18 protein-coding genes are annotated in these 19,526 nt (G+C 59.1%); 12 read left to right on the top strand and 6 right to left on the bottom strand.

Annotated elements, in window-relative coordinates:
• The 6 genes from ACWHWP_RS10650 (at position 1) to clcB (ending at position 6,069) form a co-directional block, all read left to right on the top strand.
• Positions 1-948, top strand: a complete 948-nt coding sequence (locus ACWHWP_RS10650; RefSeq protein WP_447855540.1) for an NAD-dependent epimerase/dehydratase family protein — start codon at positions 1-3, stop codon at positions 946-948.
• Positions 949-1,223: 275 nt separating this feature from the next.
• On the top strand, positions 1,224-1,934 hold the full coding sequence (gene osmY / locus ACWHWP_RS10645) for an osmoprotectant ABC transporter permease OsmY (protein ID WP_447855539.1): 711 nt from the start codon (positions 1,224-1,226) through the stop codon (positions 1,932-1,934).
• Positions 1,935-1,952: 18 nt separating this feature from the next.
• Entirely contained in the window at positions 1,953-2,852 is a 900-nt protein-coding gene (osmX, locus tag ACWHWP_RS10640) for an osmoprotectant ABC transporter substrate-binding protein OsmX (RefSeq protein WP_059311282.1), read from the top strand.
• A gap of 8 nt (positions 2,853-2,860) precedes the next feature.
• Positions 2,861-3,508, top strand: coding sequence for an osmoprotectant ABC transporter permease OsmW (gene osmW, locus ACWHWP_RS10635; protein WP_014169860.1), 648 nt, complete (start codon positions 2,861-2,863; stop codon positions 3,506-3,508).
• Positions 3,508-4,656, top strand: a complete 1,149-nt coding sequence (gene osmV, locus ACWHWP_RS10630) for an osmoprotectant ABC transporter ATP-binding protein OsmV (RefSeq protein WP_059311281.1) — start codon at positions 3,508-3,510, stop codon at positions 4,654-4,656. Before osmW ends, osmV begins: the two co-directional genes overlap by 1 nt.
• A 102-nt stretch (positions 4,657-4,758) precedes the next feature.
• Positions 4,759-6,069 (top strand): voltage-gated ClC-type chloride channel ClcB, encoded by a 1,311-nt coding sequence (gene clcB / locus ACWHWP_RS10625; RefSeq protein ID WP_447855538.1) that lies wholly within the window; start codon positions 4,759-4,761, stop codon positions 6,067-6,069.
• Here the strand turns inward: clcB and bioD are convergent.
• The 3 genes from bioD to ACWHWP_RS10610 form a co-directional block, all read right to left on the bottom strand.
• Entirely contained in the window at positions 6,004-6,699 is a 696-nt protein-coding gene (bioD, locus tag ACWHWP_RS10620) for a dethiobiotin synthase (protein ID WP_047348715.1), read from the bottom strand. The two genes, clcB and bioD, sit on opposite strands and share 66 nt — an antisense overlap.
• Positions 6,700-6,829: 130 nt before the next feature.
• Complete coding sequence (mlc, locus tag ACWHWP_RS10615; RefSeq protein WP_047348716.1) at positions 6,830-8,050, bottom strand: sugar metabolism global transcriptional regulator Mlc; 1,221 nt, start codon at positions 8,048-8,050, stop codon at positions 6,830-6,832.
• A 130-nt stretch (positions 8,051-8,180) separates the two neighbouring features.
• Positions 8,181-9,077 carry a LysR family transcriptional regulator gene (locus ACWHWP_RS10610; protein WP_063431555.1) on the bottom strand — a complete coding sequence of 299 codons (897 nt, stop codon included), beginning with the start codon at positions 9,075-9,077 and terminating at the stop codon, positions 8,181-8,183.
• A 121-nt stretch (positions 9,078-9,198) separates the two neighbouring features.
• Here ACWHWP_RS10610 and ACWHWP_RS10605 point away from each other — a divergent pair, with 121 nt between their 5' ends.
• Complete coding sequence (locus ACWHWP_RS10605) at positions 9,199-10,452, top strand: MFS transporter (RefSeq protein ID WP_063431557.1); 1,254 nt, start codon at positions 9,199-9,201, stop codon at positions 10,450-10,452.
• 74 nt (positions 10,453-10,526) lie between these two features.
• Here ACWHWP_RS10605 and ACWHWP_RS10600 read toward each other — a convergent pair whose 3' ends face one another.
• From ACWHWP_RS10600 to ACWHWP_RS10590, 3 genes are all read right to left on the bottom strand, one after another.
• Positions 10,527-11,918 (bottom strand): APC family permease, encoded by a 1,392-nt coding sequence (locus ACWHWP_RS10600; protein WP_059311276.1) that lies wholly within the window; start codon positions 11,916-11,918, stop codon positions 10,527-10,529.
• A complete protein-coding gene (locus ACWHWP_RS10595) occupies positions 11,908-12,093 on the bottom strand; it encodes a YmjE family protein (RefSeq protein ID WP_429134810.1) in 186 nt (61 codons plus the stop codon). Before ACWHWP_RS10595 ends, ACWHWP_RS10600 begins: the two co-directional genes overlap by 11 nt.
• A gap of 181 nt (positions 12,094-12,274) precedes the next feature.
• Positions 12,275-13,693, bottom strand: a complete 1,419-nt coding sequence (locus ACWHWP_RS10590; RefSeq protein WP_447855536.1) for a glutamine synthetase family protein — start codon at positions 13,691-13,693, stop codon at positions 12,275-12,277.
• A gap of 213 nt (positions 13,694-13,906) precedes the next feature.
• Between ACWHWP_RS10590 and puuD the strand changes: the two genes are divergently transcribed.
• The 5 genes from puuD (at position 13,907) to puuE (ending at position 19,479) form a co-directional block, all read left to right on the top strand.
• A complete protein-coding gene (gene puuD, locus ACWHWP_RS10585; RefSeq protein WP_063956729.1) occupies positions 13,907-14,671 on the top strand; it encodes a gamma-glutamyl-gamma-aminobutyrate hydrolase in 765 nt (254 codons plus the stop codon).
• Between the two features lie 25 nt (positions 14,672-14,696).
• The gene (gene puuR, locus ACWHWP_RS10580) at positions 14,697-15,254 is read left to right on the top strand and encodes an HTH-type transcriptional regulator PuuR (protein WP_047348722.1); all 558 of its coding nucleotides are present in this window, start codon (positions 14,697-14,699) and stop codon (positions 15,252-15,254) included.
• Positions 15,255-15,411: 157 nt separating this feature from the next.
• Complete coding sequence (gene puuC / locus ACWHWP_RS10575) at positions 15,412-16,905, top strand: aldehyde dehydrogenase PuuC (RefSeq protein ID WP_447855535.1); 1,494 nt, start codon at positions 15,412-15,414, stop codon at positions 16,903-16,905.
• Positions 16,902-18,182: an NAD(P)/FAD-dependent oxidoreductase gene (locus tag ACWHWP_RS10570; protein WP_447855534.1), complete on the top strand. Its 1,281-nt coding sequence runs from the start codon at positions 16,902-16,904 to the stop codon at positions 18,180-18,182. The genes puuC and ACWHWP_RS10570 overlap by 4 nt, the downstream gene beginning before the upstream one ends.
• A gap of 25 nt (positions 18,183-18,207) precedes the next feature.
• On the top strand, positions 18,208-19,479 hold the full coding sequence (gene puuE, locus ACWHWP_RS10565) for a 4-aminobutyrate transaminase (RefSeq protein ID WP_059311272.1): 1,272 nt from the start codon (positions 18,208-18,210) through the stop codon (positions 19,477-19,479).
• The last annotated feature ends 47 nt before the right edge of the window (positions 19,480-19,526 follow it).

Here is a 19,526-nt window from a genome sequence, read left to right as displayed (position 1 = left end):
ATGCAAACTATTCTCGGCGCCAGCGGGCAAATTGCCCGTGAACTGACCCGCGAGCTTAAACGCCAATACACCGATGATATCAGGCTGGTCAGCCGCCATCCGCAGAAAGTCAACGCCAGCGATATCACGGTGGCGGCCGATCTCCTGGATGCGCAGCAGACGCAGAAGGCGGTTAGCGGCAGCGACACGGTCTACTTTACCGCCGGTCTGCCGCCTGACTCCGCCCTGTGGGAGCGTCAGTTCCCCACCATGCTGGACAATGCGCTGGAGGCCACGCGAAAGGCGGGCGCAAGATTCGTCTATTTTGACAATACCTACATGTACCCCCAGAGCGACGCGCCGCAAACTGAAGAGACGCGCTTTACGCCCCGGGGGCGGAAAGGCAACGTGCGTGCGCTGATGGCCAACCGGGTGCTTGCCGAAATGCAGCGGGGCGACATTTCCGTCCTCATCGGTCGGGCACCGGAGTTTTACGGGCCTGAGAGAACGCAGAGCTTCACGAATACGCTCATTATCGACAGGCTGAAGCAGCACAAACGCCCGCGCGTTCCGGTCCGTGACGATACGCTTCGTACGCTCATCTGGACGCCGGATGCCAGCCGCGCGCTCGCCCTGCTGGGCAATACGCCTGAGGTCTACGGGCAGACGTGGCATTTGCCGTGCTGGGACGAAAGGCTAACGTATCAACAATTTGTGACCCTCGCCTGTGACATCTTCGGCCAAAAGGCGGATTACGTCGTGCTCGGCAAGCTGGCCTTCGCCGCGACGGCGCTGTTTTCACAGGGGGCCCGTGAAATGCGGGAGCTGTTGCCCAGGTACGACGTTGACAACCTGTTTGATTCAACGAAATTTAAGCGCCGCTTCCCTGATTTTGCCGTCACCTCCTACCGGCAAGGGCTGGAGGTAATCTGGCAGGAATGGAGAGCAGGAGACGCTAAAACCGCATAATTTCCGTGCCGCACGAACTCGTGAGTGACGCTTTAAACGTGACGGTGTCACATTCAAATCTTCTCTTTAGGACTATTCTGCCCGCCACATATCAGGCCTTACGCCATAAGGCCTGACCTGATGTTGTCACTATTTTCATAGGGTTACTGATTTCACCCCTTCGCTGGAACCCTTCCCAAACGCTTGCTATAGGTCATCTACCCCTGCCGAAACATGGCATAACAACAGGCAACCGGCGGTTGCTATAACGCATGCGCACAGGGAGACACACCGCAATGCACCCATTACTCAAACGTTCGCTGCTGTTCGTCGGCGCCATTATCGCGGTCCTCGCCCTCCTCGTCTGGGGCATCGGGCTGGAGACGATTAAGGCGCGCCAGGTTGACCTGGTTTATCTCGGGCAACAGCACATGATTCTGGTTTTCTCGTCGATGTTCTTTGCCCTGCTGGTCGGTATTCCTGCCGGTATCCTGCTGAGCCGCCCGGCCGCGCGGGGTATCGCCGAATACGTGATGCAAATCTTCAACGTCGGCAACACGCTGCCGCCGCTGGCCGTACTGGCGCTGGCGATGGTGGTGATTGGCATCGGCGATACGCCCGCCATCATCGCCCTGTTCCTCGCCTCGCTGCTGCCGATAGTTCGTAATACCTACGCCGGGCTGTGCTCGGCCCCGGCGTCGCTGCTGGAAGCGGCAAACGGGATTGGGATGACCAAATGGCAGCGTCTGCGCCAGGTCGAGCTGCCGAACGCCTGGCCGGTCATGCTCTCGGGGATCCGCATCGCCACCGCTATCAACGTTGGTACCGCGCCGCTGGCGTTCCTGATTGGCGCCAGCAGCTACGGCGAGCTGATTTTCCCCGGCATCTATCTGAACGATTTCCCGACCCTGATCCTCGGCGCGGCGGCTACCGCCCTGTTCGCCCTGATCCTCGACACCCTGCTAGCGGCGCTGGGTCGCGTGATGAGTCCCCATCTCGCTCGATAACTATAACAAGGAGCTTTTATGAGACTGTTTTCCGGCCTGACGGCGCTGTGTGCCGCGGCGCTGTTCACCAGCCAGGCAATGGCGGCCCCGCTGATTCTGGCGACCAAGAGCTTTACCGAGCAGCATATTCTCTCGGCGATGACCGTGCAGTACCTGCAAAAGAAGGGTTTTCAGGTTCAGCCGCAAACCAATATCGCCACGGTGATTTCCCGTAACGCGATGATCAATAAACAGATTGATATGACGTGGGAATACACCGGCACATCATTAATCATCTTCAACCACATCAACAAGCGCATGTCGCCGCAGGAGTCTTACGAGACGGTGAAACGCCTGGACGCGAAGCACGGTCTGGTGTGGCTCAAGCCCGCCGACATGAACAACACCTATGCCTTTGCCATGCAGCGCAAGCGCGCCGAGGCGGAACATATCAACACCATGTCAGAGATGGTGGCGAAGATTGAACAGGTTCGTAAAACCAACCCGGACAAAAACTGGCTGCTGGGCTTAGACCTGGAGTTTGCCGGGCGCAGCGACGGCATGAAGCCACTGCAGGCGGCCTATAACCTGACGCTGGATCGCCCGCAGATCCGCCAGATGGACCCCGGTCTGGTCTACAACGCGGTGCGCGACGGCTTCGTCGACGCCGGTCTGATTTACACCACCGACGGTCGCGTGAAGGGCTTCGACCTGAAGGTGCTGGAGGATGACAAAGGCTTCTTCCCGAGCTACGCCGTCACCCCGGTGGTGCGTAAGGACACGCTGGAGGCCAACCCGGGCCTGGAAGAGGCGCTCAACACCCTCTCGGCCCAGCTCAACAACGACGTTATCACCGAACTGAACAAGAAGGTGGATATCGACCATCAGTCACCGCAGCAGGTCGCCCGAGATTTCCTGCGTAGCAAACAGCTGCTGTAGGAGGCGCTATGGAGACGATTCACTACATCCTCGATAACTGGGACTACCTGCTGACCCTGACGCTGCAGCATCTGTGGCTGGTGGCGCTGGCCGTGGGCTTAGCCATTCTCATCGGCGTTCCGCTGGGCATTTTGATTGTCCGCCACAAGTGGCTGGCGACGCCGGTGCTGGGAATAGCCACCATCGTGCTGACCATTCCGTCCATTGCTCTGTTTGGCCTGATGATCCCGCTGTTTTCGCTGATCGGTCAGGGGATTGGTGCCCTGCCCGCGATTACGGCGGTGTTTCTCTACTCGCTGCTGCCGATTGTGCGCAACACCCACACCGCGCTCGACAGCCTGCCACCGGGCCTGCGCGAAGCCGGGCGCGGCATCGGCATGACCTTCTGGCAGCGTCTGCGCTGGGTTGAAATTCCGATGGCGCTGCCGGTGATTTTCGGCGGCATCCGCACCGCCGTGGTGATGAACATCGGCGTGATGGCGATTGCCGCGGTGATCGGCGCGGGCGGTCTGGGCCTGCTGCTGCTCAACGGCATCGGCGGAAGCGATATTCGCATGTTAATTGCAGGCGCGCTGATGATTTGTCTTTTAGCGATTGTGCTCGACTGGCTGCTACACCGTCTGCAGGTGGTACTGACTCCGAAGGGGATTCGATAATGATAAAACTGGAAAACCTCACCAAACAATTTTCACAGAAGCACGGCCAGACCTTTAAGGCCGTCGATAACGTCAACCTGAACGTGCCCGAAGGGGAAATGTGCGTCCTGCTTGGCCCTTCCGGCTGCGGGAAAACCACTACTCTCAAGATGATCAACCGCCTGATCGCCCCGAGCAGCGGGACGATCCTGATTAACGGCGAAGACACCAGCGGCATGGACACCGTGACCCTGCGCCGCAACATTGGCTACGTGATCCAGCAGATTGGCCTGTTCCCGAACATGACCATTGAAGAGAACATCACCGTCGTACCGCGCATGCTGGGCTGGGATAAAGCGCGCTGTAAAACCCGCGCCGAAGAGCTGATGGATATGGTGGCGATGGATCCGCACAAGTTTCTCCACCGCTATCCGCGCGAGATGTCCGGCGGGCAGCAGCAGCGTATCGGCGTCATCCGCGCCCTGGCGGCGGATCCGCCGGTACTGCTGATGGATGAACCCTTCGGCGCGGTGGACCCGATCAACCGCGAGGTGATCCAGAACCAGTTCCTGGAGATGCAGCGCAAGCTGAAAAAAACCGTCATGCTGGTCAGCCATGATATCGATGAAGCCCTGAAGCTCGGCGACCGTATCGCGGTATTCCGTCAGGGGAAAATTGTCCAGTGCGCCAGCCCCGATGAGCTGCTGGCGAAGCCGGCGAATGAGTTTGTCGGCTCGTTTGTCGGCCAGGACCGCACGCTGAAGCGCCTGCTGCTGGTCTCCGCGGGCGACGTGACCGACCAGCAGCCAACCATTACGGTGCGGGGCTCTACGCCGCTTCCCGACGCCTTTGCGATCATGGATGATAATGACATTCGTGCCGTGACGGTGGTCGACGAGAACGGCAAACCGCTGGGCTTTGTGAAGCGTCGCGAAGCGCGCAACGCCAGCGGTACCTGCGCCGACATCCTGCATCCGTTCCGCATGACCGGCAAAGCGGAAGACAACCTGCGCGTGGTGCTTTCACGCCTGTATGAGAGCAATACCAGCTGGATGCCGATCGTGGATGAGGACGGGCGCTACAACGGCGAGATTTCGCAGGACTATATTGCCGAGTACCTGAGTTCCGGCCGTACGCGCCGGGCGCTCAATATTCACAGCGACGGCTAACCTTTCCGGCCGGGCATCGCCCGGCCTTTTCGCACGCAGACCTTTTGCTAACCCCGCGATTTCCCGCCACAATATCGTATCGTCCTCGTTAAAACGCGACCCATGCAACGTCTTCATACCTACCCCGACATCCGCGCGATGTTTCGTCGCCTGCTGATTGCCACCGTCACCGGCGTGCTGGCCGCGCTGGCCGTTGCGGCGTTCCGCCACAGCATGTACCTGCTGGAGTGGCTGCTTCTCAGCAACGACAGCGGCAGCCTGGTGAATGCCGCCGCGTCGCTCTCTCCCTGGCGGCGCGCGCTGACGCCAGCCCTGGGTGGCCTGGCCGCCGGGCTGCTGCTCTGGGGATGGCAGCGGCTGAACGCCCAGCGGCCTCACGCCCCCACCGATTATATGGAAGCGCTGGAGACCGGGGACGGCCAGTTTGATTACGGTGCCAGCCTCGTGAAATCCCTTGCCTCGCTGCTGGTCGTTGCCAGCGGAAGCGCCATCGGGCGTGAAGGGGCTATGATCCTGCTCGCCGCCCTCGCCGCCTCCTTTTTCGCCCGGCGCTTTACGCCGAAATCAGAATGGAAGCTCTGGATCGCCTGCGGTGCCGCGGCCGGGATGGCCAGCGCCTACCATGCGCCCTTGGCCGGAAGCCTGTTTATTGCTGAGATTCTGTTCGGCACGCTGATGCTGGCCTCGCTCGGCCCGGTGGTTATTGCGGCAGTCGTGGCGCTTCTCACCACGCAGCTCCTGGCACCCGGTGCCGGCTCGCTCTATGAGGTCCATCTGAGCGGCACCCTCAGCGCGGCGGATTATGCCCTGCTGGTTGCCATGGGCCTGCTGGCGGGTCTCTGCGGTCCGCTGCTGATGTGGCTGATGGCATTCAGTCATTCTTTATTTTTGCGCCTTAAACTTTCGCCGCCGTGGCAGTTGGCGCTGGGCGGTTTGATCGTCGGGCTGCTGTCCCTCCTCACGCCAAAGGTATGGGGGAATGGCTACAGCGTGGTTCAGGCTTTTCTGCTCGCCCCGCCGCTGCTGACGGTGATTGCCGGGGTGTTTGTCTGTAAACTGCTGGCGGTGCTGGCAAGCAGCGGCTCGGGCGCGCCGGGCGGGGTGTTTACGCCCACGCTGTTTGTCGGCATGGCGACGGGGATGCTGTTTGCACAACTTTTCGCGCTGTGGTTACCGGGGTCTGAAACGGCGATTTTGCTGGGTCTGGCGGGGATGGCAACGCTGCTCGCCGCGACCACGCATGCGCCTATTATGTCGGCGCTGATGGTCTGTGAAATGACCGGGCAGTATTTTTTACTGCCCGGCTTGCTGGTCGCCTGCGTGGTGGCGTCCGTGCTGTCGCGGACGTTACGCCACGACTCGGTCTACGGTCAACACGCCACCGAGGGAAGAGAGATCGATGTACTGCGCTAGCTCGCGCTGCTCGGCGCGAGGCAGATAAGGCAGTTCTCCCACCAGCGGCCCCGGCAGCTTGGTGCTCAGCACGTCGATGATCTCGGCATAGTGCGCCAGGCCCGGGTTGATGCGGTTTGCCACCCAGCCAATCAGCGGCAGGCCGTCATTGGCAATCGCCTGCGCCGTCAGCAGCGCATGGTTGATGCACCCTTCCTGGATTCCCACGACCATCACCACCGGAAGCTGTTCCTGCACCACCCATTCAGACAGCGGGCGCAGGTCATTCATCAGGCTGCGCCAGCCGCCCGTGCCTTCAACCACCACGTGATCGACCTTCTCGCTCAGGTTCGCCAGGCCGTCGGACAGCAGCGGGTAATTAATCAGGCCGCTGTGCGCCACGCTGCTCTCGTCTTCGCTTAACGCAATGGGGTTGACCGCGTGATAAGGCAATTCCAGCGACGAGACGCTTTGCAGCACCAGGGCGTCTTTATTACGCAATCCCTCTGGCGTCTCTTTACTCCCTTTTGCGACCGGTTTGTACCCTGCCACGCGTTTACCGCTTGCTGCAAGAGCCTGCAGCAATGCGCGGGATACAACGGTCTTGCCGACAGAGGTATCTGTACCAGTAACAAAGAAACGCTTAAGCATGACTCACTCCACCTCTTGGGTATGCTTCGAAAATATAAACCAGGTAAATAATTCAGTGGTGGAAGTCTACGGGATGCGTGCGCTACCCGGCTTGAGATAGCGCAATTTTTCTTACATCTGCGGAAAAGAGTTAACCCTGTAACAGGCGGATCAGCAGCGAGCCGTTATACATGGCGTCTTTGACCAGCGCCGCGCCGGCCATCGTGCCCTGGTTGGAAAACTGGGTGCTTTCTACCGCAATATTTTTGCTGTAGGCGGGCAGCGACTGCTGGTGAATGCAGGCCGAGATCGCCGGGAACAGGATCTCCGCCGCCTGGCTGAGCGGCGAGCCAATGAGGATTTTTTGCGGGTTAAAGAGGTTTACCATAATCGCCAGAATGCGGCCAACGTTATTCCCCACGCCGGTAATAATGTCCTTCGCCAGCAGATCGCCCTGGCGCGCGGCGGCGCAGAGTGAATCTACCGTTAGGGGTTGGCCGTGCAGCGACGAACTCATGGACTGGCCGAGCCGCACCTGCGCCAGTTCCAGCACGCTCTCCACGCTGGCAATGGTCTCCAGACAGCCGTGGTTCCCGCAGTAGCAGCGCTTGCCGTACGGGTCGACCTGGGTATGCCCAATTTCCACCAGGCTGCTGCTTCCGGCGTGGAGAAGACGTCCGTCGGTGATCACGCCCGCCCCGACGTTATGGTCGATGACCACCTGAATCACATCCCGCGCGCCGCGGGAGGCGCCGAACAGCGCCTCCGCCATGGTCCAGGCGCTGATGTCATGCTGAATATAGACCGGCACGCCGGTGTGGTTTTTCAGTACTTCGCCCAGCGGCATCTCTTTGACGTCTTCATAAAACGGCATGCGGTGAACAATGCCATTTTCGGTATCAATAATGCCCGGCATGGTGATGGCAATCGCGGTTAAGCGCTCAAGCCGCTGCTGGTGGCGAATAAAGAAGTGATCGATGTGCGTGACAATCGCATCGAGAAGCGGTTCTTCCGCGTTGAGGGGCAGTTCAAGCCGGTCTTCCACCACCAGCTTGCTGCTCAGATCGCGCAGCGCGAGGAAGATCTCCCCCCGGCTGATGCGCAGCGACAGGTAGTGCCACGCTTCCGTCTCGACCACCAGCCCCACGGCCGGACGGCCGCGGCTGCCCGGCTCCTGAATTTCCGTTTCCTGAACCAGGTGCGCTTCCAGCATTTCGCGGACAATCTTGGTGATACTGGCGGGTGCCAGCTGTGCCAGGCGCGAAAGATCGATACGCGAAACCGGACCAAGCTGATCAATCAGGCGATACACCGCGCCAGCGTTGGTCTGCTTAATCTGATCGATATGCCCTGGCTGACTATCAGCAACCACCTCGTACTCCCTTATTTTCGAGCTTCGAAATAAACTGTGGGCTATGGTGAAGCACTTGCATGGCTGTCGTCAAATATTTACTTAGCCATGTGATTTACCGCACATTTTCGCTCACTTTTCCCTGGAAATATCACCCTAAAGAGGCGGTGATGAGCTGCTGTTTGAAGCGCTGCGCGGCATGGCTCTGTTCACGATGTTTTGACCAGACCAGCCACATCTCTGAAACGGCGTCCTCTTCGGCGATGGTCACCCAGCGCATTTCGCGCAATTGTACCCTTTTAAAGGAGGCCGGGAGAATAGACACCCCCAGCCCGGCGGCGACCAGGCCAATAATGGTCATCGCTTCCCCGACTTCCTGGGTAATGACCGGCGCAAGGTCGTAGCGGCGCATCAGCCCCAGAATATCGTCGTACAGCCCCGTCCCGACCTGCGGGTCAAAAAAGACGAACGGCTCTTTTGCCAGCTCTGCCAGCGACACCGACGGACGCGACGCCAGCGGATGATCGCGCGGGATCATGGCCATCAGCGGCTCGCGCAGAATGACCTGCCACGCCAGCGTATCCGGCAGTTGGGTATTACGCATCAGCCCCAGATCCAGCGAACCTTCGTTCAGAGGCGCGATCTGCTCGCGGGTATTGATTTCGCGCGTCTGAATGTGAACATCCGGGAAATGGCGACGAAATGACGAAAGGGTCTCCGAGACGGCGCTGATAAACGGCGCGGACGAGGTAAACCCGATTCGCAGCTCTCCCGCTTCCCCGAGATACAGCCGTTCTGCCCGGGCGGCGGCATCCTCGACCATGCTAAGGATTTGTCGGCTGTCGACGAGAAACTGCTTTCCCGCCGCCGTCAGGCTCACGCTGCGGTTGGTGCGGGCCAGAAGACGCGCCCCGACCTGCTGTTCCAGGATCTGAATCTGCTGGCTTAACGGTGGCTGAGAGATGTTCAGCCGTGCCGCCGCGCGGCCAAAATGCAGCTCTTCGGCGACGGCGACAAAGTAGCGGAGATGACGCAGCTCGATATTCATATTTTTAAAGTATCATTTGAGATTATTAATATATTAGACAGAATATTTACATTTTCCTACCCTGAAGAGGTGGTCATACCCGTCACCAGAAATCACGGGGATGTTTAAGCAAGGAAACTGTGTGAGTCGTACAACTTCCATTGATATCGATCCGGCCAGCGACATCAATGATTTACCCGCCGCATCGCAGCCGGTTCAGTTTATTAAACGTGGTACCCCCCAATTTATGCGCGTCACGCTGGCGCTTTTTTCCGCCGGTCTGGCGACCTTCGCCCTGCTCTATTGCGTTCAGCCGATCCTGCCCGTGCTTTCGCACGAGTTTGGCGTATCGCCTGCCAGCAGCAGCATTTCACTCTCAATTTCTACCGGTATGCTGGCGGTTGGCCTGCTCTTTACCGGGCCGCTTTCCGACGCCATTGGCCGCAAGCAGGTGATGGTGACGGCCCTGATGCTGGCCTCGGTCTGTACGCTACTCTCGACCATGATGACCAGCTGGCACGGCATTCTGGTGATGCGCGCGCTGATTGGGCTATCGCTCAGCGGCGTGGCGGCGGTCGGGATGACCTACCTCAGCGAGGAGATCCACCCGAGCTTTGTTGCCTTCTCGATGGGGCTTTACATCAGCGGGAACTCGATCGGCGGGATGAGCGGACGCCTGCTGAGCGGGGTGTTCACGGACTTCTTTAACTGGCGTATTGCGCTGGCCGCGATCGGGTGTTTTGCGCTGGCATCAGCCCTGATGTTCTGGAAAATTCTGCCGGAGTCGCGTCATTTCCGTCCTACCTCCCTGCGCCCGAAAACGCTGTTTATCAACTTCCGCCTGCACTGGCGCGACAAGGGGCTGCCGCGCCTGTTCCTGGCAGGCTTCCTGCTGATGGGCTCTTTCGTTACGCTGTTTAACTATATTGGCTATCGCCTGATGCTCTCTCCGTGGCACCTGAGCCAGGCGGTGGTCGGCCTGCTTTCCGTGGCGTACCTGACCGGCACCTGGAGCTCGCCGAAGGCCGGGGCGATGACCGCACGCTATGGGCGCGGCCCGGTCATGCTGTTCTTCACGGCGATGATGCTGCTCGGCCTGCTGCTGACGCTCTTCTCCTCCCTGTGGCTGATTTTTGCCGGCATGCTGCTCTTCTCCGCGGGGTTCTTCGCCGCCCACTCGGTCGCCAGCAGCTGGATTGGCCCGCGGGCGCGTCGCGCCAAAGGCCAGGCATCGTCGCTGTATCTGTTTAGCTATTACCTGGGTTCCAGCATCGCCGGGACGCTCGGCGGCGTGTTCTGGCATAGCTACGGCTGGAACGGCGTGGGCGGGTTTATCGCGCTAATGCTCTGTGCCGCACTGCTGGTGGGAGCAAGCCTTCATAAACGTCTGAGATAATAAGCCTGCGGGCTGATGCCCGGTTAGACGAGCAATGAGAAAAACGGCACCAGCGTACTGGTGCCGTTTCACGTTCAGGAATCCCAGGCCTGCTCTATCTTAGCGGCTTCAAACTGAGGAGGCGGCTTTCGGAAACGGCGCGTCAGCCATGTCAGGTAAAGGATCCCCAGTGCCGCCCAGATGAGGCCAAGCGTCAGGGACGTCGCTTCGAGGTTTATCCACAGCACGCCGACCGTTACGGCACCAATGAGCGGCAGCAGGAGATAGTGGAACCGATCTTTCCACGTTTTGTTCAGCCCCTTGCGCCGCCAGAAATGGTTGTACACCGAGAGATTAACAAACGTAAACGCCACCAGCGCCCCGAAGTTGATCAGCGCCGTCGCGGTCACGAGATCGAAGTACAGGGCCGACAGCGCCACTATCCCTACCATAATGACGTTCAGGGCCGGAGTACGCCATTTCGGATGCACGTAGCCAAACACCCGCTCCGGAAAGACGTTGTCACGCCCCATCACATACAACAAGCGTGAAACGCTGGCGTGCGAAGCCAGGCCTGAAGCGAGCGTATTCACGAACGTGGTACACAGAAACACCGACTGGAAGAGCTTGCCGCCCACGTACAGCGCAATTTCCGGCAGCGCGGCGTCCGGGTTCTTGAAGCGCGCGATCGTCGGGAAAAAGAGCTGCATGAAAAACGAGGCGATGATGAATATCAGCCCGCCATACAGTGCGGTCAGGAAAATGGCTTTGGGAATCACCCGCGCCGCGTTTGGCGTCTCTTCCGACAGCGTAGTAACCGCGTCAAAGCCGAGGAAAGAGAAGCAGACGATAGTCGCGCCGGTAATAATAGGGATCAGGTGTGCGTTCTCGCTGATAAACGGCTGGAGCGACCAGACGGTACCAACGCCCTCTCCCTTGTGCAGGCCATGCACCACGAGTATGACAAACACCACCATGATGGCGACCTGCACCAGCACAAACAGGGTGTTAAAGTTGGCGACCAAATTAACGCTCTTCAGGTTCGCCAGCGTCAGGATCGTCACAAACCCCACCACCCAGACCCACGGCGGCACTTCAGGGAACAGCGCGGAGAGGTAGATCTTCGCCAGCAGCACGTTGATCATCGGCAGGAAGAGATAGTCCAGCAGCGATGACCAGCCGACCATAAAGCCCAGGTGAGGTCCGATCGATTTCTGCGTGTAGGTGTATGCAGAGCCCGCTTCCGGGAACTGTCGTACTAATTTACCGTAGCTGATGGCGGTAAACATGACGCCAGCCAGCGCCAGGAGATACGAGGCGGGCACGTGGCCATTGCTGATTCCGGACACAATGCCGAAGGTATCAAACACGGTCATAGGGGTGAGGTAAGCCAGCCCCATCATGACCACCTGCCAGAGCTTGAGGGAGCTGCGCAGCCGGGTTCTTCCGGCCATGCCCGGCGAGTCAAGAGAGGTATTAGTCGCCATATACCGTCCCCCCCATGCTTACCGTGGTTTGCAATCGCGTTGACCTTAACGCAAACCTGCTTAGCAAAGGGGGAAGTTGTAAAGAACACACGCCATCGTACCAGCGCACCGTCTCTGGCTCACACTCACAGCAGGAGCCTGACTGGCCCCCTTCGCCCTGCGGATAGTTGAACATCTGCATCATTTCCTACCTCGTCACACAGTGTCGTTAAGAAAATCCCTGTGCCGCCTGCGCTCCATAACGCGACTCCCGGGAGATAGCTGGCGTGCCAGCGAACAGTTAGGCCAGGCTCCGCGCAGGCCGTTTGGTGATACATATGCGATGAAACAAAGCGGCCCCTTACCGGGGCACGTCATCAGGCGTTTTTCAGCATCCACTCAATTTCAGTTTCGGTAATCAGGCGTTCAAACTGCAGCAGTTCATCATTCTTGCAGGCGTGATAGACGTGGCAGAAACGTTCGCCCAGCCGCTCTCGAAGACTATCGTTTTGCATAAATTCCCACAGCGCATCGCTCTGACGAATCGGGAAAGGCAGCCCGTCCTGCTCCAGACCATTGCCTTCCACTTCTTCCTGCAGGGGTAAATCGTTATCCAGCCCATGTAAGATGCCGGCAAAAATCGCCGCCATCACCAGATACGGGTTCGCGTCTGCTCCCGCCACCCGGTACTCGACCCGGTGGTTATGGCGATCGCCGCAAGGGATACGCAGGGCAACCGTGCGATTATTGTGTCCCCATGACGCCTGCGTCGGCACGTACATTCCCGGCTGGAAACGGCGGTAGGAGTTGACATTCGGCGCCAGCAGCGCCATGGACGCCGGCATCAGGTCGATCATCCCGGCCAGCGCGCGCTTCAGCAGCGCGGAATCCTCGCCGCTGGCGTCTGCAAGCACGTTTTCGCCTCTGTTGTTCTGCATGCTGATGTGGATATGCATCCCGCTGCCCGCATGCGCTTCATACGGCTTTGCCATAAACGTGGCGTGCATCTTATGTTTTTCCGCCATCTGTCTGACGAGTCGTTTCAGCGCCAGCGCATCATCGCAGGCATCGAGCACGTTTTCCGTATGGTGCAGGTTAATCTCAAACTGGCCCGGGGAGGCCTCAGCCACTGCCCCGTCGGCGGGGATCAGCTGCAGCTGCGCCAGTTCGTCAATGTCGTTCAGCACGTCAGCAAAGTGGTTCAGGTTATCAACCGAGTAGACCTGACTCTGCGTGTTACGCACGTCGGTGCCCGGCGCGCAGGGAGGCTGCAGATAGCCCTCGGCATCGCGTTTACGGTCAAGCAAATAGAACTCCAGCTCTACCGCTACCACGGGGAACAGACCGCGCTGGCGCAGCTGCTGCCAGAGTCGGTTGAGTACGTTCCGCGGCTCAACGTCAAAGGGAGCGCCATCTTCATCGACCATGGTGAGCTGCACCTGACCAATGTACTCCGGGTCGGCGGCGGACGGCGTCAGGGTGCCCGGCACCGGTACGCAGATACAGTCCGGCTCGCCGAGCTCCTGCCCCAGGCCCGCCTCTTCCACGACGTTACCCAAAATGTCCATGGCGAAAACCGAAGCCGGGAAATAGCAGCCTTTTTCAAGCTTGCTCAGTCCGGCAACCGGGATGCGTTTGCCGCGAAAACAGCCGTTCAGGTCGGTCAGGAGGACATCAATAAACTGGGTGTCAGGATACTTTTCTAAATAGCGCTTCACTTCCTGCGTAAAGGCGCTACCCCGCCTCTCATCCGTGTGCTGCACAAAGTTCTCAACTTCTACGATATTGGTTTCCATGATTTACCACCGTTTTTGGATTTGCGTTCGCTGCTCTGGACTGTCAAATATAATGTCCACCCTATCGAATCTGTATGCAAACAAATTGTTTGTCAAATGTTAAATTAAGTTTGCAAAAGGCAGATCCCGTTGCTAGATTGAGAAAATATTGAACGAAAAGGCCGTTTAACAGGCGATAATGGCCTAAATTTAGTCCACTTTGTGAGGGCGATCATGGAAAATATAATGAACAAGCCAGTTATTGGCGTGGTGATGTGTAGAAACAGGCTTAAGGGTCATGAGACCCAGACTCTGCAAGAAAAGTACCTGAACGCCATTATTAACGCGGGGGGCTTACCTATTGCCTTACCGCATGCGCTGGCAGAGCCAGAGCTCATTACCGCTCTGCTGCCAATCCTGGACGGGATTTACCTGCCGGGCAGCCCTAGTAATGTGCAGCCGCACCTGTATGGTGAAAACGGCGATGAGCCTAACGCCGATCCCGGGCGAGATCTTCTGAGCATGGCGCTGATTGCCGCCGCGCTCGAAAGGCGCATCCCCATTTTCGCCATCTGCAGGGGGCTGCAGGAACTGGTTGTTGCAACGGGAGGGACGCTGTATCGTCGCCTGTTCGAGCAGAACGACCTGCTTGAGCACCGGGAAGATCCTGAACTGCCGGTTGAGCTACAATACGCCCCGTCTCATGAGGTTCAGGTTCAGGAGGGAGGACTGCTGTCTCAATTAATACCAGGCTGTAACACATTTTGGGTAAACTCGTTACACGGGCAAGGTGCACGAACGTTAGGACCACGGCTCCGCGTGGAGGCCCGCTCAACGGACGGGCTGGTCGAAGCGGTCAGCGTTCATGACCACCCTTTCGCCCTCGGCGTGCAATGGCACCCCGAATGGAACAGCAGCGAGTACGCCCTGTCACGTATGTTGTTTGAAGGTTTTATCACCGCCTGTCAAAGCCACATTGCCGAGAAGCAACGGCTTTGACCACTACCGTAAAGGAAATGCAACTATGAGCGATGACGGACTGGCGCCAGGGAAACGTCTGTCTGAGATCCGCCAGCAGCTGGGTCTCTCGCAGCGGCGTGCCGCCGAACTGTCTGGGTTAACACACAGTGCCATCAGCACCATTGAACAGGACAAAGTCAGTCCTGCCATCAGTACGCTGCAAAAGCTGCTGAAAGTCTATGGGCTGTCGCTCTCGGAATTCTTTTCGGAACCGGAAAAACCTGATGAACCGCAGGTGGTTATTAATCAGGACGACCTTATCGAAATAGGCAGTCAGGGGGTTTCGATGAAGCTGGTTCATAACGGAAATCCGAACCGTACGCTGGCGATGATTTTTGAAACTTACCAGCCTGGAACCACGACCGGAGAGAGGATCAAACACCAGGGTGAGGAGATCGGTACGATACTGGAAGGTGAAATAGTGCTGACCATTAATGGCCAGCCTTATCACCTGGTTGCGGGGCAGAGCTATGCCATCAATACCGGCATACCGCACAGCTTCAGCAACACCTCGGCAGGCATCTGCCGCATTATCAGTGCCCACACCCCCACCACGTTCTAATTACCACTCGGTCCCGGCGTAAGCGCGCTTACGCCGGGACAAATAAAAACGATTAATGTCGGCATTTTACGGGTTAATTCCCGGGATGCCCCACGGCTTCGTATTGCCTGAAACGGCCATGCCTTTATTTATCTGATTGCGAAAGAAAGGAGTGAATATGCATTTTCAGCACCTGACTTACTGGCAGGATAAAGCAAAAAACAGCGCCATTGAGACCCGGTTATTTATTAACGGCGCCTATTGTGACGCCGCCGATAATGCCACGTTTGAAACCGTCAACCCCGCTACCCAGCAGCCGCTGGCGAACGTGGCCCGGGGCAAGCAGGCGGACGTGGACCGCGCGGTTCAGTCCGCGCGTGAGGTATTTGAGCGCGGTGACTGGTCGCAGGCGTCTCCGGCGCAGCGCAAGGCCGTGCTAAATAAGCTCGCCGACTTAATGGAACGCCACGTCGAAGAACTGGCCTTGCTGGAAACGCTGGACACCGGTAAACCCATCCGCCACAGCCTGCGCGACGATATTCCCGGCGCGGCGCGCGCCATTCGCTGGTACGCCGAAGCGGCGGATAAAGTCTACGGCGAAGTGGCCCCTACGGGTCCGGGCGAGCTGGCGATGATCGTGCGCGAGCCGATCGGGGTTGTCGCGGCCATCGTCCCCTGGAACTTCCCGCTGCTGCTGGCCTGCTGGAAGCTGGGCCCGGCGCTGATCGCGGGCAATAGCGTAGTATTGAAACCGTCGGAGAAATCGCCCCTCACCGCCCTGCGGCTGGCCGGGCTGGCGAAAGAGGCGGGCCTGCCGGACGGCGTGCTGAATGTGATAAGCGGTTACGGCCACGAAGCGGGCCAGGCGCTGGCGCTGCATCCGGAGGTGGAAGTGCTGACGTTTACCGGCTCTACCCGCACCGGCAAGCAGCTGTTGAAGGACGCGGGAGAAAGCAACATGAAGCGCGTCTGGCTGGAGGCAGGCGGCAAGAGCGCCAACATTATCTTTGCCGACTGTCCGGATCTGGACAAGGCCGTAAGCGCGACCGCCGCCGGGATTTTTTATAACCAGGGGCAAGTCTGTATCGCCGGCACCCGCCTGCTGCTCGAAGACAGCATCGCCGACGACTTCCTGGCAAGGCTGAAGGCGCAGGCCCGCCACTGGCAGCCCGGCGATCCGCTCGACCCTGACAGCACGATGGGAATGCTCATCGACGCCGCGCACGCCGATACCGTCCACACGTTTATTCGCGAGGGAACCCGGAAAGGTACGCTGCTGCTGGACGGGCGGGAACAACCATGGCCTTCCGCAGTCGGCCCAACCGTTTTTGTCGACATCGACCCTGCCTCCCCGCTGTGCCGGGAAGAGATTTTCGGGCCGGTGCTGGTCGTCACCCGTTTTAAAACCGAAGAGGAAGCCTTAACGCTGGCCAACGACAGTGAATATGGGCTTGGCGCGGCGGTATGGACCCGCGACCTCTCCCGCGCGCACCGCATGAGCAGCCGCCTGAAGGCAGGCTCGGTCTTCGTCAATAACTATAACGACGGTGATATGACCGTACCCTTTGGCGGCTATAAGCAGAGCGGCAACGGTCGCGATAAGTCCCTGCACGCGCTGGAAAAATTTACTGAACTGAAAACCATCTGGATTGCCCTGGAGCCTCAATCATGACCGAACATACCACCAGCTACTACGCGGCCAGCGCGAACGCTTACGAACCTTTCCCGACGCTTAACGAGTCCATCAGCTGTGACGTGTGCGTGGTGGGCGGCGGCTATACCGGCCTCTCCTCCGCGCTGCATCTCGCCGAAATGGGCTACGACGTGGTGCTCCTTGAAGGGGCGCGCATCGGCTTCGGCGCCAGCGGACGCAACGGCGGCCAGCTGGTCAACTCCTACAGCCGCGATATCGACGTGATTGAGAAAAACTACGGGCCCGATGCCGCCAGAGTCCTCGGGAGCATGATGTTTGAAGGCGGGGAAATCATCCGGGAGCGTATCCAGCGCTATCAGATCCAGTGCGACTATCGTCCCGGCGGGCTGTTTGTGGCGTTAAACCATAAGCAGCTGGAGACGCTGGAGGAGCAAAAAGCCAACTGGGAACGCTACGGCAACACGCAGCTGGAGCTGCTGGACGCCAGCGCCATCCGCCGGGAAGTCGACAGCGAACGCTATACCGGCGCGCTGCTGGACCGCAGCGGGGGGCATATTCACCCGCTGAACCTGGCGATCGGCGAAGCGGACGCCATACGCCTGAACGGCGGGCGGGTGTATGAACAGTCCCCGGTGACCGCCATTCAGCACACCAGCCCGGCCGTGGTGAGCACGCAGCATGGCCAGGTGACGGCCCGCTACGTGATCGTCGCCGGGAATGCCTATCTGGGCGACAAGATAGAACCGGACCTGGCAAAACGCAGCATGCCCTGCGGCACCCAGGTGGTGACCACCGCCCCGCTGCCGGAAGAGGTAGCCCGCACGCTGATCCCCAATAACTACTGCGTGGAAGATTGTAACTACCTGCTGGATTACTACCGTCTCACCGCCGACAACCGCCTGCTGTACGGCGGTGGCGTAGTCTACGGCGCGCGCGATCCGGACGACGTCGAGCGCATGGTGATGCCAAAGCTGCTGAAAACCTTCCCTCAGCTGGCAGGCGTCAAAATCAACTACCGCTGGACGGGCAACTTCCTGCTGACCCTGTCGCGCATGCCGCAGTTTGGTCGTCTGGATAAAAACATCTATTACATGCAGGGCTACAGCGGCCACGGCGTGACCTGCACCCACCTGGCCGGACGGCTGATCTCGGAACTGTTGCGCGGTGACGCTGAGCGCTTTGATGCGTTTGCCAACCTCCCGCACTACCCCTTCCCGGGCGGTCGCAGCCTGCGGATTCCATTCACGGCGATGGGCGCGGCGTATTACAGCCTGCGCGATCGTCTTGGCGTTTGATCGTTTCGATAAAAGGGTATCTGACATGAGTAACCAGGAATTTCATCAGCGCAGACTTTCTGCCACCCCGCGCGGCGTAGGCGTAATGTGTGATTTCTTTGCCCGCACGGCGGAGAATGCCACGCTTACCGACGTGGAAGGCAACGACTATATCGATTTCGCCGCCGGGATCGCGGTACTGAATACCGGCCATCGTCATCCTGAACTGGTGGCCGCAGTGGAAAAACAGCTTCACCAGTTCACCCACACGGCCTACCAGATTGTGCCGTATGAAAGCTACGTTTCATTAGCCGAGAAACTTAACGAGCTGGCCCCGGTGCAGAGCCCGGCCAAAACGGCGTTCTTCACCACGGGCGCGGAAGCGGTGGAAAATGCCATTAAAATCGCCCGGGCCCACACCGGCAGACCGGGCGTGATTGCCTTCGGGGGAGGTTTTCACGGCCGAACCTATATGACCATGGCGTTAACCGGCAAGGTCGCGCCCTATAAGCTGGGATTTGGCCCCTTCCCGGGGTCGGTTTATCACGTGCCCTATCCCTCCGAGCTGCACGGCATCACGACGCAGGATGCCGTCACGGCGATAGAACGCCTGTTCAAAGCGGATATTGAGGCGAAACAGGTGGCGGCGATTATTTTTGAACCCATTCAGGGCGAAGGCGGATTCAACGTCGCCCCGCCAGAGCTGGTGGCCGCCATCCGCCGCATCTGTGACGAGCACGGGATCGTGATGATTGCCGACGAAGTGCAGAGCGGTTTCGCCCGTACGGGCAAACTGTTTGCCATGGAACACTACGCGGACAAGCCTGATCTGATGACGATGGCTAAAAGCCTGGCAGGCGGAATGCCGCTGTCCGGCGTGGTAGGCCGCGCCGGGATCATGGACGCGCCGGCTCCCGGCGGTCTGGGGGGGACCTATGCAGGCAACCCGCTGGCGGTGGCCGCCGCGCACGCGGTGCTGAAAATTATCGACAACGAGTCACTGTGCACGCGCGCCTGTCATCTGGGCGATCGGCTGAAAGCCACGCTGGAGGAGATTCAGGGCACCTTCCCTGCGCTCGTGGCGATAAGGGGGAGAGGATCGATGATTGCGGCGGAGTTTTTTGATCCCGAGAGCCGTGAACCTTCGGCCGCCATCGCGCAGGCGATCCAGCAAAAGGCGCTCGCCCAGGGCCTGCTGCTGTTGATCTGCGGCCAGTACGGCAACGTGATCCGCTTCCTTTATCCGCTGACCATTCCGGATGCCCAGTTCACTCAGGCGCTGGCGATCCTGCAACAGGTTATGCGCGATAAGGCCTAAGCGCCCACCGAAAACCGTCTGCCGGAATGCCGGCGACGGTTTCAACG

The organism is Enterobacter sp. WI-ESBL-E8, assembly GCF_053364895.1.
Note: the sequence above shows the minus strand (reverse complement) of the source record. Positions and strands in the feature narration are given on the sequence as shown.